Source organism: Streptococcus jiangnanensis, assembly GCF_040888325.1.
Classification (GTDB): domain Bacteria; phylum Bacillota; class Bacilli; order Lactobacillales; family Streptococcaceae; genus Streptococcus; species Streptococcus jiangnanensis.
Genome location: NZ_JBFNFF010000003.1, coordinates 1 through 25697, shown reverse-complemented (window position 1 = coordinate 25697; position 25697 = coordinate 1). Strand labels below are relative to the sequence as shown.

At 40.2% G+C, this 25697-nt stretch carries 28 protein-coding genes and 1 pseudogene; 14 read left to right on the top strand and 15 right to left on the bottom strand.

Annotated elements, in window-relative coordinates; all coding sequences use genetic code 11:
- Positions 1–72: 72 nt before the first annotated feature.
- Positions 73–1227, bottom strand: a complete 1155-nt coding sequence (locus tag AB2B49_RS04605; RefSeq protein ID WP_049505841.1) for a DUF4352 domain-containing protein — start codon at positions 1225–1227, stop codon at positions 73–75.
- A gap of 384 nt (positions 1228–1611) precedes the next feature.
- On the opposite strand from AB2B49_RS04605, the gene AB2B49_RS04600 reads away from it, so the two are divergent.
- Together AB2B49_RS04600 and AB2B49_RS04595 are read left to right on the top strand one after the other, a co-directional pair.
- Complete coding sequence (locus AB2B49_RS04600) at positions 1612–3330, top strand: phospho-sugar mutase (protein WP_320691956.1); 1719 nt, start codon at positions 1612–1614, stop codon at positions 3328–3330.
- A 106-nt stretch (positions 3331–3436) separates the two neighbouring features.
- Complete coding sequence (locus tag AB2B49_RS04595; RefSeq protein WP_004252697.1) at positions 3437–3784, top strand: thioredoxin domain-containing protein; 348 nt, start codon at positions 3437–3439, stop codon at positions 3782–3784.
- Positions 3785–3821: 37 nt separating this feature from the next.
- On the opposite strand, the gene AB2B49_RS04590 is transcribed toward AB2B49_RS04595, so the two are convergent.
- The 9 genes from AB2B49_RS04590 to AB2B49_RS04550 all read right to left on the bottom strand — a co-directional run bounded on the left by AB2B49_RS04590 (position 3822) and on the right by AB2B49_RS04550 (position 12252).
- Positions 3822–4595 carry a potassium channel family protein gene (locus tag AB2B49_RS04590; RefSeq protein WP_217970996.1) on the bottom strand — a complete coding sequence of 258 codons (774 nt, stop codon included), beginning with the start codon at positions 4593–4595 and terminating at the stop codon, positions 3822–3824.
- Between the two features lie 94 nt (positions 4596–4689).
- Positions 4690–5499, bottom strand: coding sequence for an MBL fold metallo-hydrolase (locus AB2B49_RS04585; RefSeq protein ID WP_320691955.1), 810 nt, complete (start codon positions 5497–5499; stop codon positions 4690–4692).
- On the bottom strand, positions 5492–6850 hold the full coding sequence (gene vicK / locus AB2B49_RS04580; RefSeq protein WP_084921843.1) for a cell wall metabolism sensor histidine kinase VicK: 1359 nt from the start codon (positions 6848–6850) through the stop codon (positions 5492–5494). Before vicK ends, AB2B49_RS04585 begins: the two co-directional genes overlap by 8 nt.
- The gene (gene yycF / locus AB2B49_RS04575) at positions 6843–7550 is read right to left on the bottom strand and encodes a response regulator YycF (RefSeq protein ID WP_000722056.1); all 708 of its coding nucleotides are present in this window, start codon (positions 7548–7550) and stop codon (positions 6843–6845) included. The genes vicK and yycF overlap by 8 nt, the downstream gene beginning before the upstream one ends.
- A gap of 56 nt (positions 7551–7606) precedes the next feature.
- On the bottom strand, positions 7607–8785 hold the full coding sequence (gene mutY / locus AB2B49_RS04570; protein ID WP_320691954.1) for an A/G-specific adenine glycosylase: 1179 nt from the start codon (positions 8783–8785) through the stop codon (positions 7607–7609).
- Positions 8786–8867: 82 nt separating this feature from the next.
- Positions 8868–9842 (bottom strand): phosphate acetyltransferase, encoded by a 975-nt coding sequence (gene pta, locus AB2B49_RS04565; RefSeq protein WP_049505848.1) that lies wholly within the window; start codon positions 9840–9842, stop codon positions 8868–8870.
- A 43-nt stretch (positions 9843–9885) separates the two neighbouring features.
- The gene (locus tag AB2B49_RS04560; protein ID WP_049505849.1) at positions 9886–10782 is read right to left on the bottom strand and encodes an RluA family pseudouridine synthase; all 897 of its coding nucleotides are present in this window, start codon (positions 10780–10782) and stop codon (positions 9886–9888) included.
- Complete coding sequence (locus AB2B49_RS04555; protein ID WP_000799063.1) at positions 10779–11597, bottom strand: NAD kinase; 819 nt, start codon at positions 11595–11597, stop codon at positions 10779–10781. The genes AB2B49_RS04560 and AB2B49_RS04555 overlap by 4 nt, the downstream gene beginning before the upstream one ends.
- Complete coding sequence (locus AB2B49_RS04550) at positions 11581–12252, bottom strand: GTP diphosphokinase (protein WP_000151561.1); 672 nt, start codon at positions 12250–12252, stop codon at positions 11581–11583. The genes AB2B49_RS04555 and AB2B49_RS04550 overlap by 17 nt, the downstream gene beginning before the upstream one ends.
- A 128-nt stretch (positions 12253–12380) precedes the next feature.
- Between AB2B49_RS04550 and AB2B49_RS04545 the strand changes: the two genes are divergently transcribed.
- The 7 genes from AB2B49_RS04545 (at position 12381) to AB2B49_RS04515 (ending at position 17149) form a co-directional block, all read left to right on the top strand.
- Complete coding sequence (locus AB2B49_RS04545; RefSeq protein WP_320691953.1) at positions 12381–12950, top strand: CYTH domain-containing protein; 570 nt, start codon at positions 12381–12383, stop codon at positions 12948–12950.
- Between the two features lie 111 nt (positions 12951–13061).
- A complete protein-coding gene (locus tag AB2B49_RS04540) occupies positions 13062–14021 on the top strand; it encodes a ribose-phosphate diphosphokinase (protein WP_001283843.1) in 960 nt (319 codons plus the stop codon).
- Between the two features lie 9 nt (positions 14022–14030).
- Entirely contained in the window at positions 14031–15146 is a 1116-nt protein-coding gene (locus AB2B49_RS04535) for a cysteine desulfurase family protein (RefSeq protein ID WP_320691952.1), read from the top strand.
- A gap of 4 nt (positions 15147–15150) precedes the next feature.
- The gene (locus tag AB2B49_RS04530; RefSeq protein ID WP_000863526.1) at positions 15151–15498 is read left to right on the top strand and encodes a DUF1831 domain-containing protein; all 348 of its coding nucleotides are present in this window, start codon (positions 15151–15153) and stop codon (positions 15496–15498) included.
- Positions 15499–15504: 6 nt separating this feature from the next.
- Positions 15505–15720 (top strand): DUF4649 family protein, encoded by a 216-nt coding sequence (locus AB2B49_RS04525; protein WP_000286091.1) that lies wholly within the window; start codon positions 15505–15507, stop codon positions 15718–15720.
- Between the two features lie 82 nt (positions 15721–15802).
- Positions 15803–16444 (top strand): redox-sensing transcriptional repressor Rex, encoded by a 642-nt coding sequence (locus AB2B49_RS04520; RefSeq protein WP_000653409.1) that lies wholly within the window; start codon positions 15803–15805, stop codon positions 16442–16444.
- A 15-nt stretch (positions 16445–16459) separates the two neighbouring features.
- On the top strand, positions 16460–17149 hold the full coding sequence (locus tag AB2B49_RS04515) for a gamma-glutamyl-gamma-aminobutyrate hydrolase family protein (RefSeq protein WP_049505854.1): 690 nt from the start codon (positions 16460–16462) through the stop codon (positions 17147–17149).
- On the opposite strand, the gene radC is transcribed toward AB2B49_RS04515, so the two are convergent.
- From radC to AB2B49_RS04500, 3 genes are all read right to left on the bottom strand, one after another.
- Entirely contained in the window at positions 17146–17826 is a 681-nt protein-coding gene (gene radC, locus AB2B49_RS04510; protein WP_049505855.1) for a RadC family protein, read from the bottom strand. The genes AB2B49_RS04515 and radC overlap by 4 nt on opposite strands.
- Positions 17827–17868: 42 nt before the next feature.
- Positions 17869–20160 (bottom strand): DNA helicase PcrA, encoded by a 2292-nt coding sequence (pcrA, locus tag AB2B49_RS04505; protein WP_049505856.1) that lies wholly within the window; start codon positions 20158–20160, stop codon positions 17869–17871.
- Positions 20161–20343: 183 nt separating this feature from the next.
- Positions 20344–22014, bottom strand: coding sequence for a formate--tetrahydrofolate ligase (locus AB2B49_RS04500; protein ID WP_049505857.1), 1671 nt, complete (start codon positions 22012–22014; stop codon positions 20344–20346).
- A gap of 229 nt (positions 22015–22243) precedes the next feature.
- Here AB2B49_RS04500 and coaB point away from each other — a divergent pair, with 229 nt between their 5' ends.
- The 3 genes from coaB to AB2B49_RS04485 are packed head-to-tail and all read left to right on the top strand — an operon-like array spanning position 22244 to position 24043.
- A complete protein-coding gene (gene coaB / locus AB2B49_RS04495) occupies positions 22244–22933 on the top strand; it encodes a phosphopantothenate--cysteine ligase (RefSeq protein WP_125421903.1) in 690 nt (229 codons plus the stop codon).
- 11 nt (positions 22934–22944) lie between these two features.
- Complete coding sequence (gene coaC / locus AB2B49_RS04490) at positions 22945–23496, top strand: phosphopantothenoylcysteine decarboxylase (protein ID WP_125421906.1); 552 nt, start codon at positions 22945–22947, stop codon at positions 23494–23496.
- The gene (locus AB2B49_RS04485; protein ID WP_049537488.1) at positions 23480–24043 is read left to right on the top strand and encodes an ECF transporter S component; all 564 of its coding nucleotides are present in this window, start codon (positions 23480–23482) and stop codon (positions 24041–24043) included. The genes coaC and AB2B49_RS04485 overlap by 17 nt, the downstream gene beginning before the upstream one ends.
- A 39-nt stretch (positions 24044–24082) precedes the next feature.
- Here AB2B49_RS04485 and AB2B49_RS04480 read toward each other — a convergent pair whose 3' ends face one another.
- A complete protein-coding gene (locus AB2B49_RS04480) occupies positions 24083–24442 on the bottom strand; it encodes a hypothetical protein (protein ID WP_125421909.1) in 360 nt (119 codons plus the stop codon).
- A gap of 133 nt (positions 24443–24575) precedes the next feature.
- On the opposite strand from AB2B49_RS04480, the gene AB2B49_RS04475 reads away from it, so the two are divergent.
- Positions 24576–25103, top strand: coding sequence for an ECF transporter S component (locus tag AB2B49_RS04475; RefSeq protein ID WP_129312997.1), 528 nt, complete (start codon positions 24576–24578; stop codon positions 25101–25103).
- An 11-nt stretch (positions 25104–25114) separates the two neighbouring features.
- A complete protein-coding gene (locus tag AB2B49_RS04470) occupies positions 25115–25630 on the top strand; it encodes a transcription repressor NadR (protein ID WP_000159158.1) in 516 nt (171 codons plus the stop codon).
- On the opposite strand, the pseudogene AB2B49_RS04465 reads toward AB2B49_RS04470, so the two are convergent.
- A pseudogene (locus AB2B49_RS04465) lies at positions 25627–25697 on the bottom strand (8-oxo-dGTP diphosphatase); the annotation flags it as partial. The gene AB2B49_RS04470 and the pseudogene AB2B49_RS04465 sit on opposite strands and share 4 nt — an antisense overlap.

Below are 25697 nucleotides of genomic sequence, written 5' to 3'. Positions count from 1 at the left end.
TATTTTACTATCTTTTTCACTTTTAGACAATTGCAATGAAAAAAGTTCGAGTTAACACTCGAACTTTTTAGCTTAATATCCAATGCCTCCACGGAATGTGCGAGCCATATCGTTTAAGTCGTAATTCTTAGAAGAGGTATCAATGGTCCATTTACCATCTTTCTTCGTCATTTTGATTTCATATCCCTCTTTTCTCATACTATCACTAGTATCTAGAGGAGTAGATTCAAATTGGCTTGGTGCGTTTTCTAAGATGTACTTCTCACCGGCTTTCATAGCCTCTGAGTAGCTGCTGTACTTACCTTTGTTTTCGTCATAGAATTTACTGCTCAATTCATAGACATTCAAGTTGTCCAAGTCAATCGTTTCAGGTCTTACATAGATAACAGCGTAATCAGGCAAGTATGTTTTAACTTTGTAATCAATTTTTGCTCGTTTAGAGTTTGCTTTGATATACGCCTCAGCAAATGTACGAAGCTCGGCATCTGAAGGTTTGTAGTTATAGAAACCTTTTCCGAATGATTCTACAAATTTCTTGATGAATTCTTCTCTATCAGCCTTCACATCGTTTGTAAATTCAGCATTACCATCAGAAGATTTTTTATCATCAGCAAGTGATACGACTTGAGCCTTGTTATCAGATGTGCTTAGGTTTGTTCCGCCACCTGAGCTTTCTCCATTAAGGTAAACAGCATCAACATATTTTTTCATTACTTCTTTAGCTTCATCAATGTGATCCTCATATTGGCTTGGATCAACTTTGATAGCTACGTCGTTATTCTTTTTAGAGTTTTCTTTGATATCATCGTAGAAGCTAGGTGCAAAATGAAGCTCATATTTAGCATCTTTGTCTACTTCATAAACAACATAACCAGCTACACTCTTACCTTTAGAGATGCTATCTCCATATGACATGAATTTAGTCTTGCTGTCGCTTTCATAAATTTGAATTGGTTCTAATTTTTCATCCTTTTCATTGTAAAGGGTGATATCGCGGCTAGTGAAACTGAACTGTTTGTCACGGTTGTTTTTGATTTCTACTTGAAGAGCAAGGTAGCTTGAAGATGAATCTTCATCTTTAGGCAATACAAACATCCCATCTTTAACAGATACTTCAAAGTTGGAGTTTGAGGCAGTACCGTTGTCGCTTGCCTTCTTTGTTGATCCACAAGCAACAAGTGCTAAAGCTGATACCAGCAAAGCAGAATGCTTAAGAATTTTTTTCATAATAGAATATCTCCTTTTATTATTTACTATATTCTACCATAGCGATAATAAAATTCAAAATAGAAACCGAACCTTTTAAAAAAAACTTAAAATTTTAGAATAATAGCTTAAAATTTTCCAAAAAATTATTTTAAGTATAGAAGCATCATCTTAGAGAATCAATACGAAGTCACGTTTTTCCTTTGAAAACTTTTTCTATATATTTTTCTAAATTTATTAGGAATTCAATCTGAAACCGTTTAGTTATAAACTCTTGTTTATCCTTTTTAGGGAAATGAAAAAAGCTCGATTCGAGCAATAACAACTATGCTACCGTTTTACTAAAATCCTAAATCATGGTATAATGAAACCGATTAAAACAATTTACAACAAAGGAGACACTCTATGACTTACCAAGAAAATTATCAAAAATGGGTCGATTTTGCTGACCTTCCAGACTACCTTCGTCAAGATTTAATCAATATGGACGAAAAAACTAAGGAAGATGCCTTTTATACCAATCTTGAATTTGGTACTGCTGGTATGCGTGGTTTGATAGGTGCTGGTACAAACCGCATCAACATCTACGTTGTTCGTCAAGCTACCGAAGGTTTGGCTCGTTTGATTGAGTCAAAAGGTGGAAACGAAAAAGAACGTGGTGTAGCAATTGCCTACGATAGCCGTCACTTCTCACCTGAGTTTGCCTTTGAATCCGCGGCAGTTCTTGCTAAACACGGTATCAAATCTTACGTTTTTGAAAGCCTTCGTCCGACTCCAGAACTCTCATTTGCAGTTCGTCACCTCAACTGTTTCGCAGGTATCATGATTACTGCCAGTCACAACCCTGCTCCATTTAACGGTTACAAGGTTTATGGAGAAGACGGTGGACAAATGCCTCCACATGATGCAGATGCTTTGACAACTTACATTCGTGCAATCGAACATCCATTCGCTGTGGAAGTTGCTGATGTCGAAGCTGAAAAAGCTTCTGGCTTGATTGAAGTTATCGGCGAAGCTGTTGATGCAGAATACCTTAAAGAAGTTAAAGACGTAAACATCAACCCAACCTTGATTGAAGAATTCGGTAAAGACATGAAAATTGTCTACACTCCACTCCATGGTACTGGTGAAATGTTGGCTCGTCGCGCTCTTGCTCAAGCAGGATTTGACTCTGTTCAGGTCGTTGAAGCTCAAGCAACTCCAGACCCTGACTTCTCAACTGTAAAATCACCAAACCCAGAAAGCCAAGCAGCCTTTGCTCTTGCTGAAGAACTTGGTCGCCAAGTAGGTGCTGATGTTCTTGTCGCAACTGACCCTGACGCTGACCGTGTTGGTGTTGAAGTTCTTCAAAAAGACGGTAGCTACCTCAACCTTTCAGGGAACCAAATCGGTGCTATCATGGCTAAGTACATCTTGGAAGCTCACAAAAATGCTGGCACTCTTCCAGAAAATGCAGCCCTTTGCAAATCTATCGTATCAACTGACTTGGTAACGAAGATTGCTGAAAGCTACGGCGCGACTATGTTCAACGTCTTGACCGGTTTTAAATTTATTGCTGAAAAGATTCAAGAATTTGAAGAAAAACACAATCACACTTACATGATGGGATTTGAAGAAAGCTTCGGTTACTTGATTAAACCATTCGTACGTGATAAAGATGCTATCCAAGCTGTCCTTGTCGTTGCTGAACTTGCTGCCTACTACCGCTCTCGTGGTTTGACTCTTGCTGACGGTATCGAAGAAATCTACAAAGAATACGGCTACTACGCAGAAAAGACAATATCTGTTACCCTTTCAGGTGTCGATGGTGCTGAGCAAATCAAAGCGATCATGGCGAAATTCCGTGAAAACGGGCCTAAAGAATGGAACGCAACAGCTATTACAGTCGTAGAAGACTTTAAAGCACAAACATCCACTGCTGCTGACGGTACTGTTACAAACTTGACAACTCCTCCAAGTGATGTGTTGAAATACACGCTTGCTGACGGTTCATGGATTGCAGTTCGTCCTTCCGGTACTGAACCAAAAATCAAGTTCTACATTGCTGTTGTTGGAGAAAGCAACGAAGATTCACAATCTAAGATTGCTAATATCGAAGCTGAAATCAATGCCTTTGTAAAATAAACAATTAAAAGATGAGATCAACTGATCTCATCTTTTTTCGTATCAAATCTAAGCATTTTTAAAAACTTTATGGCATACTAGATTTAAAAGAAAGCGAGGAAAACTCATGGAACAATTTTTAGAAAACATTAAAGATCTTGAAGTGACAACTGTTGCGCGTGCGCAAGAAGCTCTTGATAAAAAAGAAACTGCAACCTTCTTTATCGGTCGCAAAACTTGCCCTTACTGCCGTAAATTTGCTGGCACTTTGGCTGGTGTGGTAGCTGAAACCAAAGCACACATCTATTTCATCAATAGTGAAGAACCAAGCCAACTAGAAGCTTTACAAGATTTCCGTTCACGCTATGAAATCCCAACTGTACCAGGATTTGTTCATGTTGAAAATGGAGAGATTAAGGTCCGTTGCGACTCTTCTATGTCAGCTCAAGAAATCAAAGAATTTGCTGGATTATAAAAACCACTCGTTTGAGTGGTTTTTGTTTTTTTCTAAACTAATACTTTTTAAGCAATTCTTGTACCATTTTATGAAGTTCTTCAATCCTTTCAGCCTGCTTCTCGACTAAACGCCTTTGCATAACTAATTCATTCTGTAGTTCATCTAATTTGGATTCTTCATTAGAATTTTCTTTAACAAAAAAATTAGTTAAGGCGCTAGTTAGCATCCCAATCGTTCCAATTCCCACTAGCATTAAGATTACTGCTAACCATTTCCCAAATATTGAACTTGGGACTATATCACCATAACCAACAGTTGTTACTGTAACAATAGCCCACCAAAGACTATCTGAGAAAGCCTTCTCCTCTACAACTGAGAAGATTGAGCCTCCAACAAATACAATAAATACATTGACATATAAGATATAAAGCAAGCCATTCGTTCGTAGTAATCTACTAGCTTTTCTTTCTAATTTTCCACTTAAGCCAATTATTCTTAATAACCTTGTAAGTTTAACTAATTTTGTTAATTTTGCTAAACGAAAAATACGTCCCAAACGGAAAACTGTAAAAATAGCATTTGATGGAAGGATTGCCAATAAATCAAAAATATTATCAATAATGAAACGAAATTTTTCTTTACTAGTAAAGAAACGCCATAGATAGTCTACTATAAACACTATCCAAATCATTAAATCAATAATATTGTAAGGCGGATTATGCAAATCTATAACATCCATAAATCCAAAAATAACTAGCACCACAGATATCAATGCTAATAATAATATGATTGTGTCATAGTAATCTGAAAATGTCCAAGTCTTCTTCAATTTATATTTCTCCATTATAATCGCTTATGAATTTATTATAGCATAAATTTAAAACTACGATTCATTAAAAATGAACACCACTTGGTGTTCATTTTTATATATCCGTTAAAGGTGTTGCAGTGTCTGGAGACGTATCGTAAACTTGAAAATCCACTCCTACTCCTAGATCTGCTTGAGCTAACTGATTGACCATGGTCATGTGGGCTAGTTCTTTAATATTATTCTCTTTAGACAAATGTCCTAGGTAAATCTTCTTGGTACGATTACCTAGTGTGCGAATCATGGCATCAGCACCATCTTCATTTGAGAGGTGGCCTAGGTCGGATAGGATTCGTTGTTTGAGTCGCCATGCGTAAGAACCTGCTCGAAGTATTTCTACATCATGGTTTGACTCAATTAGGTAGCCATCGGCGTTTTCGACTATACCTGCCATTCGGTCACTGACATATCCTGTATCCGTCAGCATGACAAAACTCTTATCATCTTTCATAAAGCGGTAAAACTGTGGAGCAACAGCATCATGGCTAACACCAAAACTTTCAATGTCAATATCACCAAAAGTCTTAGTTTTTCCCATCTCAAAAATATGTTTTTGTGATGAATCCACTTTGCCTAGGTACTTACTATTTTCCATAGCTTGCCAAGTTTTTTCATTAGCATAAAGATCCATTCCATACTTTCGAGCTAAAACTCCGACACCATGAATATGATCAGCATGCTCATGGGTAATCAAAATAGCATCCAAATCTTCTGGTTTACGATTGATTTCAGCTAGCAGGCTGGTAATTTTCTTACCAGACAAGCCCGCATCTACTAGGATTTTCTTTTTTGGGGTTTCCAGGTAAAAGGAATTCCCACTAGAACCTGATGCTAAAATACTGTATTTAAAGCCTTTTTCACTCATTCTGGTCTTCTATTTCGTCCTCCCATATTTCTTCTTTTACGGCATCCTTATCATAAGGGAGCACTATTGTAAAGGTTGAGCCCTTACCGTATTCACTTTTGGCCCATATAAAGCCATTGTGTTGTTTGATGATTTCTTTTGCGATAGCCAGACCTAGACCGGTTCCACCTTGAGCCCGACTTCTTGCACGATCCACACGGTAGAATCGGTCAAAGATCTTCGGCAAATCTTGCTTTGGAATACCTAGACCTTGGTCTTTGATGGATAAAATCATCTGGTCATCAGTGGTCTTCATGCTAACAGTGATTTTCCCACCATCTGGTGAGTACTTGATGGCATTGTTAAGAATATTATCAATCACCTGAGTCATCTTATCGGTATCAATCTCGATCCAAACTGAATTAATAGGGTAATCTCTAACAAGTTCATATTTTTTCTCGTCATCCTGACTTCTCATCTTATCAAATCGGTTGAGAATAAAGGTGATGAATGCTGTAAAATTAATCAATTCCACATCTAGCTGACTTGTCGTATTATCAATACGAGAGAGATGCAAGAGATCTGTCACCATCCGCATCATACGGTTGGTTTCATCGAGTGAAACCTTGATAAAATCAGGAGCAACAGGATCATACAGGGCTCCCTCGTCCAAGGCTTCAAGATAAGATTTAACACTGGTCAAAGGAGTTCGCAACTCGTGACTCACGTTCGAAACAAAGAGTCTTCGCTCACGCTCTTCCTTCTCCTGCTCGGTCGTATCATGTAAAACAGCAACCAAACCAGAGATGAAACCTGACTCACGACGAACCAGAGCAAAACGTACACGAAGGCTTAGGTATTCCCCATTTACATCCTGGGAGTCAATCGTCAACTCAGGAATCTGTGTAATCAGGTCACGCAGCTCATACTCATCTTCTATCTTAAGCAATTCGAGGATGCTTTTATTCAGAACATCTTCTTTCTGCACACCGAGCTGTTTCTTTGCCATATCGTTGATCATAGTAATCTGACCACGGCGATTAGTCGCAAGAACGCCATCTGTCATGTAAGAAAGAATACTGTTCAATCGTTTACTCTCTTGTTCCAGATTTTCTTGGGTCAAACGAATAACTTCTGACAAATCATTCAGATTATTGGTGATATTGGTGATTTCTGTACTTCCTTGCAAGTCCAAAACTTGAGAATAATCACCTGCAATCAAGTCCTTAACCTTTTGATTTATCTCCTTCAGACGGATATTATCCCGACGATTTTCCAGTAACAGCAAGGTCACCACCAGGATAAAGCCCAGTAAAATCAAGATAAAGATAAAATCGCTGGTCAGAATAGTTTGTCTAATATCTTCAATCATTATTTCTCATATAGTATCCAACACCACGACGTGTGAGAATGTACTCTGGACGACTTGGAGTGTCTTCTATTTTCTCACGCAAGCGTCTAATGGTCACGTCCACAGTACGAACATCACCAAAATAGTCATAACCCCATACAGTCTCAAGCAAGTGTTCACGCGTAATCACTTGTCCAATATGGGAAGCCAAGTGATATAAGAGCTCAAACTCACGGTGGGTCAAATCTAATTCCTCACCATATTTCTTTGCCACGTAAGCATCTGGAACGATTTCCAAATCACCAATTTGTAAAGGTTGCGTCTTCTTCTCATCAGACTCTTGGTTATCTACTGAAACTAGATCGGTACGACGAAGAAGGGCCTTAACACGAGCCTGCAACTCACGGTTTGAGAAAGGTTTTGTAACATAATCATCTGCACCTAACTCTAAACCAATAACCTTGTCAAACTCGCTATCCTTGGCTGAGAGCATGATGATAGGAACACTACTGGTCTTGCGAATGGCTTTGGCAACTTCTAAACCATCAATTTCAGGTAGCATCAAGTCGAGGATAATAATATCCGGTTGCTCTGCTTCAAATAGCTCGATTGCCTCACGACCATTGAAGGCTGTAACGACTTCATAACCTTCCTTGGCCATATTAAACTTAATAATATCTGAGATTGGTTTCTCATCATCTACAATTAATATTTTTTTCATTTTATCACCTTTTCTTTATCTATTATAACAAAAAAATGTAAAGAAGGCACAAATGGCTACTGTAAGCCTTCATCTTCAAGAGCTGTTTTATAAGCCTGCCAAATTTTTTGTTGAGGTTTCGCAAGTGGATAATCAGAAAACTCCTGAGGAGAAACCCAGCGAATTTCTCTGTCCGAAAACTGTTTTGTTTCTGTCACCTGACCAGCTAGGATTTGAATATGCCATTTCCGATGACTAAATACATGCTTGACTTGGTCAAATACTTGCTGGGACCAATTCACTTCTAAATCATAATCCTGCTCAAAGCTTTCTTGAGGGCTGGGTCCAAATGCTCTGCTTTCCTCTTTGACTTGAGAAAAGAGATCTAGCTGATCGTTATCACTTGAGAAATCATCAACTTCGATCAAGGGGAAGTGCCAAAAACCGGCTAGTAGTTTCTCGCTTTCATTTTTTTCAAGTAGATATTGACCACGGTCATTGCGTACAACCAAAGCCTTGAGATAGATTGGGAGGGGCTTTTTCTTGGGTTCTTTAATCGGATATACATCCATAGTTCCGTTCTGATAGGCTGCGCTAAAGTCCTTAACAGGGCTTTCTTCTGGTCGAGGGTTAACCGGAGACTCTATATCAGAACCTAAATCCATCAGAGCTTGGTTAAAATCACCTGGTCGTTTCGGGTCAATCAAGATTTCCATCATAGCTTGGAAAATCTTTCGATTGCTGGGAACTCCGATATCATGGTTAACTTCAAACAAGCGTGCCAAAACTCGCATGACATTACCATCGACCGCTGGCTCAGGCAGGTTAAAAGCGATACTGGAAATAGCTCCCGCAGTGTATGGGCCAATCCCTTTCAGAATAGAAATTCCTTCATAGGTGTTTGGAAATTGCCCCCCAAAGTCAGTCATAATCTGCTGAGCTGCAGCCTGCATATTGCGCACTCGAGAATAATAACCCAAACCTTCCCAAGCCTTCAGCAGACGCTCTTCAGGGGCATTCGCCAGACTTTCAACAGTTGGAAACCAGTCCAAGAATCGTTCGTAGTATGGGATAACTGTATCAACTCTAGTCTGATGAAGCATGATTTCAGATACCCAGATATGATAAGGATTTTTACTTCTACGCCAGGGTAAATCTCTTTTGTTTTCATCATACCAAGTGAGAAGTTTCTCACGGAAAGAAATAATCTTCTCCTCTGGCCACATGACGATACCGTATTCTTTCAAATCTAACATATATCTAGTATAACATAGAAGCTTCTAACTGTCCTTTTCTCAGTACTAAAAAGCCTCTTCCCATGGGAAAGAGGACTAAATCTTATTGATGAACTGCTTGAGCTGCTGTGATAAGGGTCAACTTGTACACATCATCTGCATTACATCCACGAGAAAGGTCGTTAACTGGTTTGTTCAATCCTTGCAAAACAGGTCCGACAGCCGCAAAACCACCGAGACGTTCAGCCATCTTATAACCAATATTTCCTGCTTCGATACCTGGGAAGACAAAGACATTTGCTTGACCAGCTACATTACTTCCTGGAGCTTTAAGAGCTGCAGTTTCAGGAACAAAGGCCGCATCAAATTGCAACTCACCATCAATCTCAAGGTCAGGACGCAAGTCGTGAGCAATTTTAGTAGCCTCCACTACCTTATCAACACTTTCACCAAAACCTGAACCTTTAGTAGAATAGCTTAGCATAGCAATTTTAGGTTCAATACCAAACATCTTAGCTGTGATTGCTGAGTTGATCGCAATTTCAGCCAAGGCTTCTGCATCTGGATTGATGTTAATGGCACAGTCTCCAAATAGGTAACGTTCTGTACCACGAACCATGAGAAAGGCACCTGAAGTACGCGTTACATTTGGACGAGTTTTAATGATTTGAAGGGCTGGGCGAACTGTTGAAGCAGTTGAGTGAATCGCACCAGATACCATACCGTCAACCAAGCCCAAGTAGACTAGCATCACACCAAAGTAGTTGACATCATCAACCAAAACTTTGCGCGCTTCTTCTTCAGTCATTTTGCCCTTACGACGCTCTACTAAAGCAGCAACCATTTCTTCAAATCGAGGATAGTGTTGAGGGTCGATGACTTCATAACCATCCATGATCCCTTCGATTTCAAGATAAATTTTAATTTTTTCAGGGTTTCCGAGCAAAACAGGAATTACTTCTGTTTCTTTTACCAAGCGTTTTGTCGCTTGAAGAATACGAGGTTCTTCCCCTTCAGGGAGAACGATACGAGCATTTTTGCCAACTAGGTTGGCTTTGAGACTTTCAAAAACTTCCATTAGTTTTCTCCTTTAAGAAAATAAATTATACTCCAGATAGATTTTAAAGAGTATTAGTTGATAACTGAGTAATAAGATTGCTGAAATCATCCGGTAAGGGGCTTTCTAATTGCAAATCTTGCTCAAGAAAAGGATGATAAAAAGATAAATAATGACAATGCAGAGCCTGACGTTGGATACCATCATCCAAACTACCACCATACAAATCATCTCCCAACAAAGGAAAGCCGATGTGAGAAAAATGCACTCGTATCTGATGAGTTCGTCCAGTATGCAGATGAATATCGACTAGGTGAATATTTCCATAAGACGCTACAACTTTGTAAGATGTATGGGCGTATTTCCCACCTTTTGCAACCCGTCTCGTGATAATGGAATCTTCATCACGCGCAATCGGGGCGATAATCTCTCCTTCTGGCTCCAAGACACCATCTCCTTTAACCAGTGCAAAATACCTTTTTTCGATAGACTTTCGTTGCAGTTGCTTGTCCAACCGTGCATGAGCATAGCCGTGCTTGGCAAAGAGCATCAAACCAGAAGTATCTCTATCAAGCCTAGTCACGATGTGAACTTGCTGGTTTTCATAGTTTTGCTTGACATAGTAGCCCTTGATAAAATTGGCAATGGTATTGGAATGATTGACACTGGGGATGGAAGCTATTCCATAGGGCTTGTTCAAAACTAGAAAATGGTCATCCTCATAGAGAATATCCAGTGGACGATCGATGGCCTCCAAGGTTTCAAATCCTTCCTCTGCTGGAATGTCAATAGTCACCCTGTCTCCAATATCTAAGAGATAAGTCGCATTTTGAGGTTGGCCATTGACCAGAATAGCTCCACCTCGAAACTTAATCTTAGCCAAAAGTCCCTTAGAAACCTCATGTTTCTTGAGGAAGGTTTTGACTTTGACGTGCTCATCTGCGAGAAATTCGAACCTCATTCATCCACCTCTCCGATGAAGGCATCTTTGACACGATTCCAGAAACTAGTGTGGCTTGGAGTCGCTACGAAGTGGATCTTGTGATGGTCGATTTGATACTCAATCCGTTCGATATTACGGAAGGAATAGACGCTGTTATCGACTGATATCGTGTGGTAATCATTGCGTGTCGGCAAAAGTTCAATCTTATCTTTTTTGGGAATAATGATCGATGACCCCAAAGTGCGATAGACTCGGTTGTTAAGACTCGCTATCTCCGTCAACTGCAAGGCTTCAATGGTAGGATGCAAGACAGCTCCACCCAAGGATTTGTTGTAGGCGGTACTTCCCGTCGGCGTTGAAACAGTCACTCCATCTCCACGAAATCTCTCAAACGGAACGTGGTTAATGATGATATCCGCAACCATGGTCCGATCTGATCGACGGATACTGGCTTCATTTAAAGCACGGAAGATTTTCACTTCTCCATTTTCAAGCGTTACCTTGACATTCAAGACTGGATAGGAAACTTTGGCACCAGTATCTAGTAAAAGATTGGTCACCAACTGATCCAGCTCAAAATCACGATAATCTGTGTAAAATCCCAAATGCCCTGTATGAACACCTACAAATCGAACCTTGTCTAACTGATTCTCATACTTGTGAAAAGCAGACAAAAGCATCCCGTCGCCACCAATCGAAATGACGATGTCGGGATTGGTATCGTTCAGTATAAAATGTTGTTTCTTGAGTTTTTCCCTCAGCTCATGCAAGACCTTCTGACTTTGTGGCTTTCTATTTGCTATGAGGTCAACTCGTTTACCTGTATTCTTCATCTGTATCGTCACTATTTCCTACACCATCGTTTAGTTTTCTGCTCAATGGATCAAAGAGAGCCTGCGCTTCCTGGATATCATCACGAATCTTACCCATTTCTTCATCCAGTTGATAGGCTATTTTGGCCGTGATTTCCAGTCTTTTCCTGATTTCTTCTGGAAAATCGCCCTGATATTTATAATTGAGCGAGTGTTCAATCGTAGCCCAGAAATTCATGGCTAAAGTCCGTATTTGAATCTCCGCCAAAATCGTCTTCGCTCCGTTAATCGTATCAACCGTGTATTCGACAACCACGTGATAAGAACGATAACCTGAAGCCTTACGATGAGTGATATAATCTCGTTCCTGAACGACTCTCATATCTTGGCGTTTACGTAGAATCTCAACTACTTCTTTGACGTCATCAACAAACTGGACCATGACACGTAAACCAGCAATATCTTGCAAGTCATTTTCTAAAGTTGCATAAGTAATTCCTCGACGAGCCATCTTTTCTTTGATACTTTCAATCGGTTTTACACGACCCGTTACAAACTCAATCGGAGAATGCTTGTTTTGCTTACGATACTGTTTGCGAATTCCCCGAAGTTTAATCTTCAATTCACCAACAGCCTGAATGTAAGGATCTAAAAATTCTTCCCATTCTATGGTCATACTTTCTCCCTTGTAATGTTTGATTGCTCTGTCGAAAATCTTTGATTTTTTCAGTACATTCGTATACAATAAATACATTGTCCATTATACCATAAATCGCTTTCAAAGATATAGAAAAGGTTGAAAAAATGAAACATTTAGAAATAGAATTGAAAACACTTCTGAAAAAAGAGGACTATGAGCATCTAAAAAAACAGTTTTCCCATATCCAACCCGTCCTTCAGAAAAACTACTACATTGACACACCAGATTTCCAATTGCGTGAAAAGAAGGTTGCCATGCGCATTCGCACCTTTTCAGATTGGGCGGAATTGACCTTAAAAGTGCCTCAAACTGTAGGAAATATGGAATACAACCAGAAACTAACTCTTCCAGAAGCTGAATCATACCTAGAAAAACAAAAACTACCTCAAGGGCTCGTTCTAGAGAAACTCGCTAAAATTGGCATCGAAAGCCATGACTGGCTTGTTCTAGGTTGCCTTTCAACCCTTCGTTATGAAATGAAAACTGAGATTGGCTTAATGGCCTTAGATGAAAGTCGATACTTTGACCAGACGGACTATGAACTCGAGCTTGAAGTCACCGATCATGAAAAAGGGAAAGCCGATTTTCAGAGATTTTTAGATGAAAATCAGATAACATATCAGAAAGCTCCATCAAAATTAATTCGTTTTATTAAAAGCATGAAAAAATGCTGAAATAATCTCCTTTTTTTGGTAAAATAGAAAAGATAAAAATAAAAGAATCTGGCTTTGAAAAACAAAACTTTCTCAAAGAAGATTCACAAAGTTTACAGAGGACGGTCTATAATGTCAGATAGAAACAACATGAAACTTTTCACCCTAAACTCTAACCATGAAATCGCTCAAAAGATTGCGGATACAGTTGGTGTACCTCTCGGGAAGTTATCCTCTCGACAATTTTCTGACGGCGAAATCCAGGTCAACATCGAAGAAAGTGTCCGTGGTTACGACGTCTACATCATCCAGTCAACCAGCTACCCTGTTAGCAACCACTTGATGGAGTTGTTAATCATGGTTGACGCTTGTGTACGTGCAAGTGCTCATAGTATCAACGTTGTCCTTCCTTACTTTGGTTATGCGCGTCAGGATCGTATCGCTTCTTCTCGCGAACCCCTCACTGCAAAACTAGTTGCCAATATGCTTGTCAAAGCTGGTGTAAGCCGTGTTCTAACGCTTGACCTCCACGCTGTTCAGGTCCAAGGTTTCTTTGATATTCCTGTAGACAATCTTTATACTGTTCCTCTATTTGCTAAGCACTACTGTGATAAAGGACTTCTTGGTTCTGATGTTGTTGTTGTTAGTCCAAAGAACTCTGGTGTTAAACGTGCTCGTAGTTTGGCTGAATACCTTGATGCTCCTATCGCTATCATTGACTACGCGCAAGACGATTCTGATCGTAACGAAGGCTATATCATTGGGGATGTTGAAGGCAAGAAGGCTATCTTGATTGACGATATCCTAAATACTGGTCGTACTTTCTCTGAAGCAGCCAAAATCGTTGAACGTGAAGGCGCAACTGAGATTTATGCAGTATCCAGTCACGGTTTATTTGTTGAAGGTGCCGCAGATCTTCTTGACGCTACAAACATCAAAGAAATCCTCGTGACAGACTCAGTAGCGACCAAAGAAAGAACTCCAGAAAATGTATGTTACATTACTGCTAGCGAATTAATCGGAGATGCTATCGTCCGCATCCATGAAAGAAAACCAGTCAGCCCACTCTTTGCTTACAACAAAAAGAAATAAGGTGATTCTTTGATTTATTTGGACAATGCTGCTACGACTCCTATGTCAGCAGTAGCTATTTCTGAAATGACCAAGGTCATGCAAGAAACTCATGGTAATCCTTCTAGTATTCATGGCCATGGTCGACAAGCTGGTAAACTCTTGCGAGAGGCTCGTCAGGACTTAGCCCACTTACTAGGAACCAAACCTCAACATATCTTTTTTACATCTGGCGGTACAGAAAGTAACAATACAGCCATTATCGGCTATTGTCTCCGTCATCAAAATCGTGGAAAACATATCATTACGACAGCTATTGAACACCATTCTGTGCTTGAGACTATTGATTATCTGGTGCAACATTTTGGTTTTGAAGCGACCATCATCCAACCAGTAAATCAAGAAATAACTGCCCAGCAAATTCAAGAAGCTTTACGTGACGATACCATTCTCGTTTCCACTATGTATGCTAATAATGAAACGGGTAGCCTCTTACCTATCGCTGAGATTGGACGTGTTTTAAAAGAGCATCCTGCAGCTTATCATGTAGATGCTGTTCAAGCTATCGGAAAAATTCCTATCCATCCCGAGGAATTGGGAATTGATTTCCTCAGCGCTTCTGCCCACAAATTCCATGGACCAAAAGGAGTTGGCTTTCTTTATGCTTCTTCCGCGGACTTTGATTCCTACCTTCACGGTGGAGACCAAGAACAAAAGAAACGGGCTGGAACAGAAAATCTTGCTGCCATTGTAGGTATGGTCGCTACTCTCAAAGAGGATTTAAATGACCAAGCTAAGCATTACCAAAAACTAAGCGCACTCAAATCTGCTTTTTTAGAAGAAATTGCAGGTCTCGACTACTACCTCAATGAAAGTAACCACCAACTACCTTATGTTGTCAACATTGGCTTCCCTGGTCAAAAGAATGATTTGCTCTTACTACGGTTAGATCTTGAAGGAATTTCAATTTCTACCGGTTCAGCTTGTACTGCTGGTATTGTGCAAACCAGTCATGTGCTTGAAGCATTTTATGGACCAGATTCGCATCGTTTATCAGAATCTGTCCGTATCAGTCTCTCTCCTCTTAATACCGAAGAAGAACTGAAACAACTCGCACAAACCTTAAAAAATATTATTGGAGATTAATCTAATGGCATTCGAAAAAACCATTAAACTACAAAACTGCCGCTACGACTACACACTTAGCCCAACTGTCAAAAAGTTCACACTGAAAGATAATACTTTCTTTGAAACAAAGGTTGGAAACTACGAACTGACTCGTTTGCTTGAGAAAGTACCCAACAGTGGTGAAGGTTTCAAGCTAAAAATCATCATCAACAAAGACCTTACAGGTGCTAAACTCAACATTACTGACAAGTCTGGCCTTCGTTTGGTGAATATCTTTAAATCAGAAGACCACCACATTCATCAAGAAAAATTCTACTTCCTCATGGACAGCCTTGTAGAACGCGGTATCTTCACTAAAGAAGAAAGATAATTGACTATGTATCGACTTACCTATCAAGATAACTATCACGTAGAACGTATACTTGAATATAAGGATTACGAAGAGCTCATGTTATCTCTATCTGGCTGTGTGACCCTACCTGATACTCTCCTAATCAGCTCCTTAACGCTGAATGATAAGGTGATTTATCAAGGATTGGTTGGCGATCTCTACCGTTTTCTATCACAAGCTCATTTTTCAGATAAAAACTAAGAAATTTCTTAGTTTTTTCTTGTTTTTGTTGATTTTTTCACAATGTTTCTATAAAATAGAAGAATAGAAAGGTTGTGATTTTGTGAAAGATAAACAGTCTGCTATTCCAAAAGCAACAGCAAAAAGGCTCTCTCTTTACTATCGAATTTTCAAGAGATTTCATGCAGAAAAAATCGAACGTGCCAACTCCAAGCAAATTGCAGAGGCTATCGGAATCGATTCTGCGACCGTTCGTCGGGATTTTTCCTATTTTGGTGAACTAGGTCGTCGTGGTTTTGGTTACGATGTCAAAAAATTGATGAATTTTTTTGCTGATCTCCTAAATGATAACTCCATTACAAATGTTATGCTGGTTGGGATTGGAAATATGGGCCATGCCCTTCTCCACTACCGCTTCCACGAGCGTAACAAGATGAAAATTATCATGGCCTTTGATCTAGATGACCATCCAGAAGTTGGAAGCCAGACACCTGATGGAATTCCAATCTATGGTATCTCACAGATCAAAGAAAAAATCAAAGAAGCAGATGTTAAAACTGCTATCCTAACTGTTCCAAGTGTTAAATCACAAGAAGTTGCCAATCTTTTGGTTGATGCAGGTATAAAAGGTATTCTCAGTTTTTCCCCTGTTCACCTTCACCTCCCAAAAGATGTGGTCGTTCAGTATGTCGATTTGACAAGCGAACTCCAAACCCTCCTCTATTTTATGCGTAAAGAGGATTAGAAAGCGAAAACATTTATGAAAAAACCAGTTATTGGGATTACAGGAAATGAAAAAGCTCATCCAGATGATGACATCATGATGAGCTATGCAGCAAAAGGCTTTGTTGAAGGAGTCAAGGACGCTGGCGGAATTCCAATCATCCTACCAATTGGTGATCAAGAAATGGCTGCCTATTATATCAGTATCATTGATAAGCTCATCCTAACGGGTGGGCAAAACGTTGATCCAAAATACTATGGTGAACCAAAGGCTATTGATAGTGATGACTACCACCTTCAAAGAGATATTTTTGAACTAGCACTTATCAAAGAAGCGATTAAGCAAAAGAAACCAATTTTCTCTGTTTGTCGGGGTACTCAACTTTTCAATGTCGCCATGGGAGGCACGCTTCACCAAGATATTGAGGATCATTGGCAGGACTGTTCAGCCGAATACACGACCCAACGCCTCGTAACGGAACCTAATACGATTCTCCGAGAAATCTATGGAGAAATCTCTCACATCAACTCCTTCCACCACCAGAGCATTAAAGATCTAGCTTCAAATCTTAAGGTTGTAGCACATGATCCTAAAGATGGAATCATTGAGGCTGTGACAACTACGGACGGCTTTCCTTATCTTGGTGTTCAATGGCATCCTGAATTTCTCTTTGAAAACCGCCCCAAGGATAAAACATTGTTTGACTATGTTGTTAACGAACTCTAGATCAAATCCGTCTTTTCACGGTAACTAAAGTAATCCGAGTGCGAGACAATCAGATGGTCCAAGAAAACAATTCCCATCAGTTCGCAGGCTTCCTTGACTAGTTTAGTGACATGGTCGTCGTTTCGACTAGGAGATACTGCACCGGATGGATGATTGTGAACGAGAATCACTGAGGTAGCCATATGCTTCAAAGCATAGTGAAGGATTTCCCGTGGTTCAGCAATGCTGCGTGTCGCAGATCCGATAAAAATAGTTTGCTGATGAATGATTTGATTTTGAGTATTGAGATAGAGCGCCACTAGGTGCTCTTGTTTTTTGTCGCCAAGTTCCTGTTGCATTTTCTTGGCTAGCTTTTGACTACTGAGAATTCTTTCCATCTCAAGAGTTTCGTGTTTGTGAATACGATGTCCCAGTTCAATCACCGCTTGTAATTCAATGGCTTTTATTCGCCCTATACCAGACAAACTCTGCAATTCCTGCAGGGTCATTTTTTTCAGATCAGTTAGACTGGTCAAACTATTCAAGACTTTCTGAGCGATTTCAAAAACATTGGCCTGACGCGTTCCTGTTCTGAGCAGAATAGCTAGTAATTCTTGATTGCTCAGAGCCTCTACTCCCTCTTTAACTAGTCTTTCTCTAGGCAAGAGTGAATCTTCTTGGAATGAAATACTGTACATAAAAATCCTCCTCACTTTATTATTCGTGAGAAGGATGGAAAATTAGATTTTTTTCTCAATTGGGGCTACACTGGCTAGGAGTTTTTTCAGACCGACTTCAGGGAAATTGATTTTTAGTTCCTGCGTATCGCCACTACCCGAAACTTCAAGGACCGTTCCCTCTCCCCATTTCTTGTGAAGTGCTATATCTCCAATAGACCAACTTGTATCAGTCGAATCTTTTTTATTTCCGGCTGCTAACTGTCCAAATGGGAGACCACTTGACTGGATAGAACTTGGTGCAGCCTTGCGTTTTCGTTCTTGAAGGGCCTGAGCTAAGCTCATACCTTGACCGAAAGTAATCCCACCACTGCTATAAGAGGCTTTAAAGCTAGTATTCGCTGGACGGGCCAAACCTTGATACTCAAGCAAGTCCGAACTAATTTCATTGATAAAACGAGTTGGACGATTGTAGTTGGTACGCCCAAAAAGCAAGCGAGAGTTGGCATTGGTCAAATAAAGGATCTTTTCTGCGCGTGTGATACCGACATAGGCCAAACGGCGTTCTTCTTCCAGTTCATCAGGATCTTCAGCTGCGCGGCTAAGCGGAAAGACATTTTCCTCCATCCCGATGAGAAAGACAACTGGGAACTCGAGTCCCTTAGCAGCGTGCAAGGTCATCAAGGTTACTTCTGATGTCTCCTGACTGCCTGAATCCGTATCAGCAATCAAAGCCAAGTCATTCAAGAAACGACTAAGTTTATCTAAACCTGTTTCCTCTTCTTGACTATCAGGATTATCGTCAAAATTCTTAGTAACAGATAGGAACTCTTCGATATTCTCAACCCGAGCCTTGCTTTCTAAAGTCGCTTGGGCATTGAGAATATCGATATAACCAGTTTTTTCTAGAACAGCCTCAACCAGCTCAGTAATACTTAACTGGTCCAGTTGCTCCCGCAAATCCAAGATCATATTGGCAAAGTCCCAAATTGACTGTGCTGCTTTTCCTTTGATGCCAGACAACATGATATTGGCTGAAGCATCCAGCATAGACATGTCTTGCATATTCGCAAAGTCGCGAATTTTCACAACCGTTCCTGGGCCAATTCCACGTTTTGGTTCGTTAATAATGCGCTCAAAACTGATATTGTCACTTAAATTAGCGATAAGATTAAGGTAGGCGATAATATCACGGATTTCCTTACGGCTGTAGAACTTGGTCCCGCCGACCATAGTATAAGGAATATTGGACTTTAGGAGGGCCTCCTCAATAGTACGAGACTGGGCGTTAGTCCGATATAGAACTGCAAAATCTTTATGAAGGAAGTTTTGACTACGACCAAGTTCATCTATGGTTTTGGCTACAAAAACAGCCTCATCTTGTTCGTCATTTGCACGATAGTAAATAATCTGTTCCCCATCAGCATTCTGGGTCCAGAGATTCTTGGGGCGGCGATTTTGATTGTTTTTGATGACGTCATTGGCAGCTTGGAGAATGGTTTTGGTTGAACGGTAATTTTCTTCTAGCAAAACTACCTTGGCTTGAGGATAATCTTTCTCGAAATCCAAGATATTCTGCATATCAGCCCCACGCCAACCGTAAATAGACTGGTCAGCATCACCGACTACGCAGATATTTTTAAAGCGTGAAGCCAAGAGTTTGACCAGTTGGTACTGGGCATGGTTGGTATCTTGGTACTCATCAACATGAATGTACTGGAACTTCTGCTGGTAGTAGGTCAAAACATCAGGATTCTGATCAAAGAGACGCAAAGTCAACATAATCAAATCATCAAAGTCAACCGACTCTGACTGACGAAGCTCTTTTTGATAGGCTGTGTAACACTGAGCTACGATTTGTGTGTACATATCGCCAGCTTGGGCAGCATAAGTCACATCATCAATCAAGTCATTCTTGGCATTGGAAATAGTTCCCAAAATAGTCCGTTCATTCCATTTTTTCGGATCCAAGTTCAACTGCTTGAGAATGCGCTTCATGAGAGTTCTCTGTTCTCCTGGATCTACAATGGTGAAGTTCCGATTGTAGCCAATATGATCCGCATCGCGACGTAGGATACGAACACACATGGAGTGAAAGGTCGCAATCAAACAGTCCTGAGTAGCTGGATTGAGGCCATAGGCACGCTCCTTCATCTCACGCGCCGCCTTATTGGTAAAGGTAATGGCCAAGATATTCCAAGGATTGACCATCTTTTCATCAATCAAGTAGGCGATTCTGTGAGTTAAAACACGAGTCTTCCCAGAACCAGCCCCCGCCATGATTAACAAGGGACCTTCTGTCGTTTGTACCGCCTCTGCCTGACGGTCATTCATTCCATTCAATAATGCATTCATTTTCTCTTCCTTACTCTTGAAGTCAATGTTTCTATTATATCAGAAATTAGGGAAAATATCTTTAGCTAGACTGATTGCGTCTAGAAAGTAACTCTATTATCAGCTGAAGACAACTCCTTAAATCTAGATAAAAAAATGAGCTTGGATAGGTTTTCCAAACTCATTTAAATCAATTGCAATTTACTAGAACAAGCCTAGGACTGTTCCATCACTTTCAACATCCATATTAAGAGCGGCTGGTCGTTTTGGAAGACCTGGCATGGTCATGACATCACCAGTTAGGGCAACGATGAAGCCTGCACCCAATTTTGGTACCAATTCACGGATTGTAATTTCAAAGTTTTCTGGAGCTCCAAGTGCATTTGGATTATCTGAGAAACTGTATTGAGTTTTCGCCATACAGATTGGCAATTTGTCCCAACCATTCTGAACGATTTGAGCGATTTGCGTTTGGGCTTTCTTCTCAAAGTTCACTTTGCTACCACGGTAGATTTCAGTGACAATTTTTTCAATCTTTTCTTGGACAGATAGGTCATTGTCATAAAGACGAGTGTAGTTGGCTGGATTTTCAGAGATTGTCTTGACAAGCGTTTCGGCAAGCGCTACGCCTCCTTCCGCGCCATCAGCCCAGACACTAGCCAACTCAACTGGCACATTGATAGAGGCACAGAGTTCCTTCAAGGCTGCGATTTCAGCCTCTGTATCAGAAACAAATTCATTGATAGCTACAACTGCTGGAATACCAAACTTACGAATATTTTCAACGTGGCGTTTTAAATTAGCAAAACCTGCGCGAACTGCTTCTACATTTTCCTCTGTTAAAGCATCTTTTGCAACTCCACCATTCATCTTGAGGGCACGAAGGGTTGCAACGATGACAACTGCATCTGGAGAAGTTGGCAAGTTTGGTGTCTTGATATCAAGGAATTTCTCAGCACCAAGGTCTGCACCAAAACCAGCTTCAGTAACAGTGTAATCAGCCAAGCGAAGGGCTGTGCTTGTTGCCAAAACAGAGTTACATCCATGAGCGATATTGGCAAATGGACCACCGTGTACAAAAGCAGGTGTACCGTAAATTGTCTGAACCAAGTTCGGTTTGATAGCATCTTTCAAAATCAATGCTAAAGCCCCCTCAACCTGCAAATCACCAACAGTAACTGGCGTACGATCGTAACGATAGCCGATAACGATATTCGCCAAACGACGTTTCAAGTCCTCGATGTCTGTCGCTAAGCAAAGAATGGCCATGATTTCTGAAGCAACGGTAATATCGAAACCATCCTCGCGTGGAATACCATTTAGAGGGCCACCAAGTCCAACGGTAACATGACGAAGGGCACGGTCATTCAAGTCCACCACACGTTTCCAAAGGATTCGACGTTGGTCGATTCCCAGCTCATTCCCTTGGTGCAAGTGATTGTCAATCAAGGCTGAAAGAGCATTGTTGGCTGTTGTAATGGCATGCATATCCCCGGTAAAGTGAAGGTTGATGTCCTCCATTGGCAACACTTGGGCATAACCACCACCGGCTGCACCACCCTTAATCCCCATTACTGGGCCAAGAGACGGTTCGCGAATAGCAATCATAGTTTTCTTGCCAATCTTGTTCAAGGCGTCTGCCAGACCAATGGTAATAGTTGATTTCCCTTCACCTGCAGGTGTTGGATTGATGGCAGTAACCAAGATCAATTTACCAACTGGATTGCTCTCAACTGCACGAATTTTATCAAAGCTGAGTTTAGCCTTATACTTCCCGTACAACTCCAAATCATCGTAAGAAATACCAAGTTTCTCCACAACATCCACGATTGGCTTTAACTCAATGCTCTGTGCAATTTCAATATCTGTTTTCATAGCAAACTCCTCTAACATCTAATATGATAACTCATTATAACACAAAATGAGATTTTTAACACCCATTAGGCTCATTAATGTTCGTGAATATCAATATTTTAGGGGATATAATAACGATTTTTAAAATTTTATATGGCTTTATAGTTTGAAACTATAGTTAATCTTCGCTTTTACCAAAAATTTATCGCTTTCATTTTACTTACTGTTTATTTTTGTGTACAATAGTGCTATGAAAATTTTAGTCACATCGGGCGGTACGAGTGAAGCTATCGATAGTGTCCGCTCTATTACTAACCATTCTACAGGTCGCTTGGGGAAAATCATCACAGAAACCTTGCTTGCTGCGGGGCATGAAGTTTTTTTGATAACGACAAAACGAGCTCTGAAGCCAGAAGCTCATCCCAACCTAAGCATTCGAGAAATTGATAATACCAACGACCTTCTAGTTGTGATGCAAGAACTTGTTAAGGAATATCAGGTCTTAATCCACTCAATGGCTGTGTCTGACTACACTCCTGTTTATATGACGGGACTTGAGGAAGTTGAGGCTAGCTCCAATTTGGAAGAATTCTTAAACAAGCAGAATCATCAAACTAAGATTTCTTCAACTGATGAGGTTCAGGTCTTATTCCTGAAAAAAACACCCAAAATCATCTCTCTAGTTAAGAAATGGAATCCGGCTATTCATCTGATTGGTTTTAAACTTCTTGTCGATGTTACTGAAGATCATCTTATTGAGGTTGCTAGACAAAGCCTTGTCAAGAACCAAGCTGACTTAATCATAGCAAATGATCTTACTCAAATATCAGCATATCAGCATCAAGCAATCTTTGTTGAGAAAGAACAACTCCAAACAGTTCAAACCAAAGAGGAAATTGCAAACCTCCTCCTTGAAAAAATTCAAGCATACGATTCATAGAAAGGAAAGCCATGGCAAATATTCTCATCGCAGTGACAGGTTCCATTGCCTCCTATAAAGCAGCTGATCTAGTCAGTTCCTTGAAAAAACAAGGCCATCAGGTCACTGTCTTAATGACTGAGGCAGCTAGAGAGTTTATCCAGCCTTTGACACTACAGGTGCTCTCACAGAATCCAGTTCACCTTGATCTCATGCAGGAACCCTATCCTGATCAAGTCAATCATATCGAAAGAGGAAAAGAAACAGACCTTTTTATCGTTGTACCTGCTACTGCTAATACCATTGCCAAACTTGCGCACGGTTTTGCGGATAATATGGTGACCAGTACGGCTCTTGCCCTACCAAGACACATCCCTAAACTCTTAGCTCCAGCCATGAATACAAAGATGTATGACCATCCTGCAACTCAGACAAACCTTAAAACTTTAGAAACATATGGTTACAAGCTCATCTCTCCAAAAGAATCCTTACTTGCTTGTGGAGACTACGGAAGGGGAGCTTTGGCAGACCTGAATATTATTTTAGAAAGAATAAAGGAAACACTCAATGAAAAAACGCTCTAATATTGCTCCGATTGCTATCTTTTTTGCGACCATGTTGGTCATTCACTTTCTGAGCTCGCTCTTATTTAATCTATTCCCATTCCCAATTAAACCAACTATCGTGCATATTCCTGTTATTATTGCAAGTATTATTTACGGCCCACGAGTTGGTGTTACACTCGGTTTCTTGATGGGGCTACTCAGCTTGACGGTTAACACGATTACCATCCTTCCAACCAGCTACCTATTCTCACCTTTTGTACCAAATGGAAACATCTATTCAGCAATGATTGCTATCCTTCCTCGTATTTTGATCGGTCTGACACCTTATCTAGTTTATAAATTATTGAAAAACAGAACGGGTCTCATCATTGCCGGAGCTCTTGGTTCACTTACAAATACAGTCTTTGTACTTGGGGGAATCTTCTTCCTTTTTGGAAATGTCTTCGATGGAAATATCCAAAAACTCCTAGCAACCGTTATCTCAACCAACTCAATTGCTGAGCTTGTCATCTCTGCAGTTCTCACAGTAGCAATTGTCCCACGTTTACAAACCTTGAAAAAATAAAACAACTCCACTTTCGTACTGAAGGTGGAGTTTTCATATTTAAAGCATGAGAATAATCAAAAAAATGTGAAATCCAAAGAGCAGGAGTTGATACGAAAACGGTGTAGGTTGCTGACTTTTCTGACTATCCAAGTATAGAGTTAGTGACAATAAAATCAAACCAAAAGCAATTACCATTCTGACGAGATAGGCAATTTCCATAATAGCAGCCATCAAAAGAATACCTAATAAGGGAAGGCCAAAAAGTGAAAGAGCTAGGGTACCTGCTAATAGAGAGATTAACGAAAGGACCAATAAACTATAAACTATGAAACGAGTCCAACCTGAGAAAACTTTCCCTTCTTTTTTCTGCTTTGACATCATCACGATTACCACAACTAGGTAAACAACAAGTATCATCACATTCTCTCCTAAATCAAAAATTCTTTACCACATTTTAACCAAATATGTCTTAAAAATCAATATTGGACCTTGACTTGCCTGACTATTTATTGTACTATACTTATGTATATACAGATAAATGGAGGTTCTTATGGATATACGAAAAAAAACGCAGTTTATGACCATGACTGCCCTACTCACTGCAATAGCGATTTTGATTCCAATCATTATGCCTTTTAAAATCGTTATCCCACCGGCTTCTTACACCCTGGGAAGTCATATCCCCATCTTTATCGCCATGTTTCTTTCGCCTTTGATGGCTGCTTTTGTGATTATTGCTTCTAGTCTTGGTTTTCTGATGGCAGGCTATCCGCCTGTTATTGTACTCCGTGCCTTCTCTCACATTGTTTTTGGCACTTTGGGGGCTTTGTACTTAAAAAAATCCCCTGAAACCTTGGATAAACCAAAGGCATCTTGGATTTTTAACTTTGTTTTGGGTGTTGTTCATGCTATCGCTGAAGTAATAGCTTGTATCATCTTTTATGCTACTTCAGGGACAAATGTTGAAAATATGTTTTATGTTCTCTTTGTCCTAGTTGGTTTTGGCACAATCGTCCATAGTATGGTAGACTATACATTAGCACTAGCTGTCTATAAAGTGCTTCGAAAACGTCGCTAAAAGGAAAAACTATGACAAAGGATCGCAAACAAGCTCTTCTCAAACTGTTAAAAGAGGCACCAAAAGCTCTCAATGGTCAAACCTTGGCTGAACACTTTCATGTTACGCGCCAAGTCATTGTACAGGACATCGCTATTCTTCGAGCAGATGGAGCTCCTATCCTATCCACCAATCGTGGTTATATCTACAAAGAAAATGATGCCAGCCCCTACGTCCACAAACTCTTTAAAGTGAAACATGAACTGGAAGAAATCGGACAGGAACTACTAGCTATTGTAGACAATGGCGGACGCGTTCAAAATATCTTAATCGATCATCCCGTTTATGGAGAAATTGAAACCCTACTCAAACTCACTTGTCGCCGAGATGTCCAGCATTTTCTCGAACAAGTCGAGAATTCAGACTTTAGACCCCTTTCTGAATTGACAGACGGCATCCATTACCACCTTGTTGAAGCCGAAACGCAACAAGACCTCCACTATATCGAGGAGGCCTTGGATCAGTTAGGTTATTTGGTAAAAGACTAGAAAATTTCTTTCTCCCAGCCGTCCTCTGTGCGGTGGCGATAGAAGAACTCAGACTTGTCAGGTGCTT

Coding starts and splice junctions, on each gene's coding strand:
- coaC (WP_125421906.1), top strand. CDS start 22,945: ATGGCAAATATTCTCATCGCAGTGACAGGTTCCATTGCCTCCTATAAA.
- radC (WP_049505855.1), bottom strand. CDS start 17,826: ATGTACAGTATTTCATTCCAAGAAGATTCACTCTTGCCTAGAGAAAGA.
- AB2B49_RS04530 (WP_000863526.1), top strand. CDS start 15,151: ATGGCATTCGAAAAAACCATTAAACTACAAAACTGCCGCTACGACTAC.
- pta (WP_049505848.1), bottom strand. CDS start 9,842: ATGGAAGTTTTTGAAAGTCTCAAAGCCAACCTAGTTGGCAAAAATGCT.
- pcrA (WP_049505856.1), bottom strand. CDS start 20,160: ATGAATGCATTATTGAATGGAATGAATGACCGTCAGGCAGAGGCGGTA.
- AB2B49_RS04595 (WP_004252697.1), top strand. CDS start 3,437: ATGGAACAATTTTTAGAAAACATTAAAGATCTTGAAGTGACAACTGTT.
- AB2B49_RS04475 (WP_129312997.1), top strand. CDS start 24,576: ATGGATATACGAAAAAAAACGCAGTTTATGACCATGACTGCCCTACTC.
- AB2B49_RS04585 (WP_320691955.1), bottom strand. CDS start 5,499: ATGAGTGAAAAAGGCTTTAAATACAGTATTTTAGCATCAGGTTCTAGT.
- AB2B49_RS04500 (WP_049505857.1), bottom strand. CDS start 22,014: ATGAAAACAGATATTGAAATTGCACAGAGCATTGAGTTAAAGCCAATC.
- AB2B49_RS04470 (WP_000159158.1), top strand. CDS start 25,115: ATGACAAAGGATCGCAAACAAGCTCTTCTCAAACTGTTAAAAGAGGCA.
- AB2B49_RS04485 (WP_049537488.1), top strand. CDS start 23,480: ATGAAAAAACGCTCTAATATTGCTCCGATTGCTATCTTTTTTGCGACC.
- AB2B49_RS04555 (WP_000799063.1), bottom strand. CDS start 11,597: ATGAAGAATACAGGTAAACGAGTTGACCTCATAGCAAATAGAAAGCCA.
- AB2B49_RS04605 (WP_049505841.1), bottom strand. CDS start 1,227: ATGAAAAAAATTCTTAAGCATTCTGCTTTGCTGGTATCAGCTTTAGCA.
- mutY (WP_320691954.1), bottom strand. CDS start 8,785: ATGTTAGATTTGAAAGAATACGGTATCGTCATGTGGCCAGAGGAGAAG.
- AB2B49_RS04540 (WP_001283843.1), top strand. CDS start 13,062: ATGTCAGATAGAAACAACATGAAACTTTTCACCCTAAACTCTAACCAT.
- AB2B49_RS04515 (WP_049505854.1), top strand. CDS start 16,460: ATGAAAAAACCAGTTATTGGGATTACAGGAAATGAAAAAGCTCATCCA.
- AB2B49_RS04560 (WP_049505849.1), bottom strand. CDS start 10,782: ATGAGGTTCGAATTTCTCGCAGATGAGCACGTCAAAGTCAAAACCTTC.
- yycF (WP_000722056.1), bottom strand. CDS start 7,550: ATGAAAAAAATATTAATTGTAGATGATGAGAAACCAATCTCAGATATT.
- AB2B49_RS04525 (WP_000286091.1), top strand. CDS start 15,505: ATGTATCGACTTACCTATCAAGATAACTATCACGTAGAACGTATACTT.
- AB2B49_RS04480 (WP_125421909.1), bottom strand. CDS start 24,442: ATGATACTTGTTGTTTACCTAGTTGTGGTAATCGTGATGATGTCAAAG.
- AB2B49_RS04550 (WP_000151561.1), bottom strand. CDS start 12,252: ATGACCATAGAATGGGAAGAATTTTTAGATCCTTACATTCAGGCTGTT.
- AB2B49_RS04600 (WP_320691956.1), top strand. CDS start 1,612: ATGACTTACCAAGAAAATTATCAAAAATGGGTCGATTTTGCTGACCTT.
- AB2B49_RS04545 (WP_320691953.1), top strand. CDS start 12,381: ATGAAACATTTAGAAATAGAATTGAAAACACTTCTGAAAAAAGAGGAC.
- coaB (WP_125421903.1), top strand. CDS start 22,244: ATGAAAATTTTAGTCACATCGGGCGGTACGAGTGAAGCTATCGATAGT.
- vicK (WP_084921843.1), bottom strand. CDS start 6,850: ATGATTGAAGATATTAGACAAACTATTCTGACCAGCGATTTTATCTTT.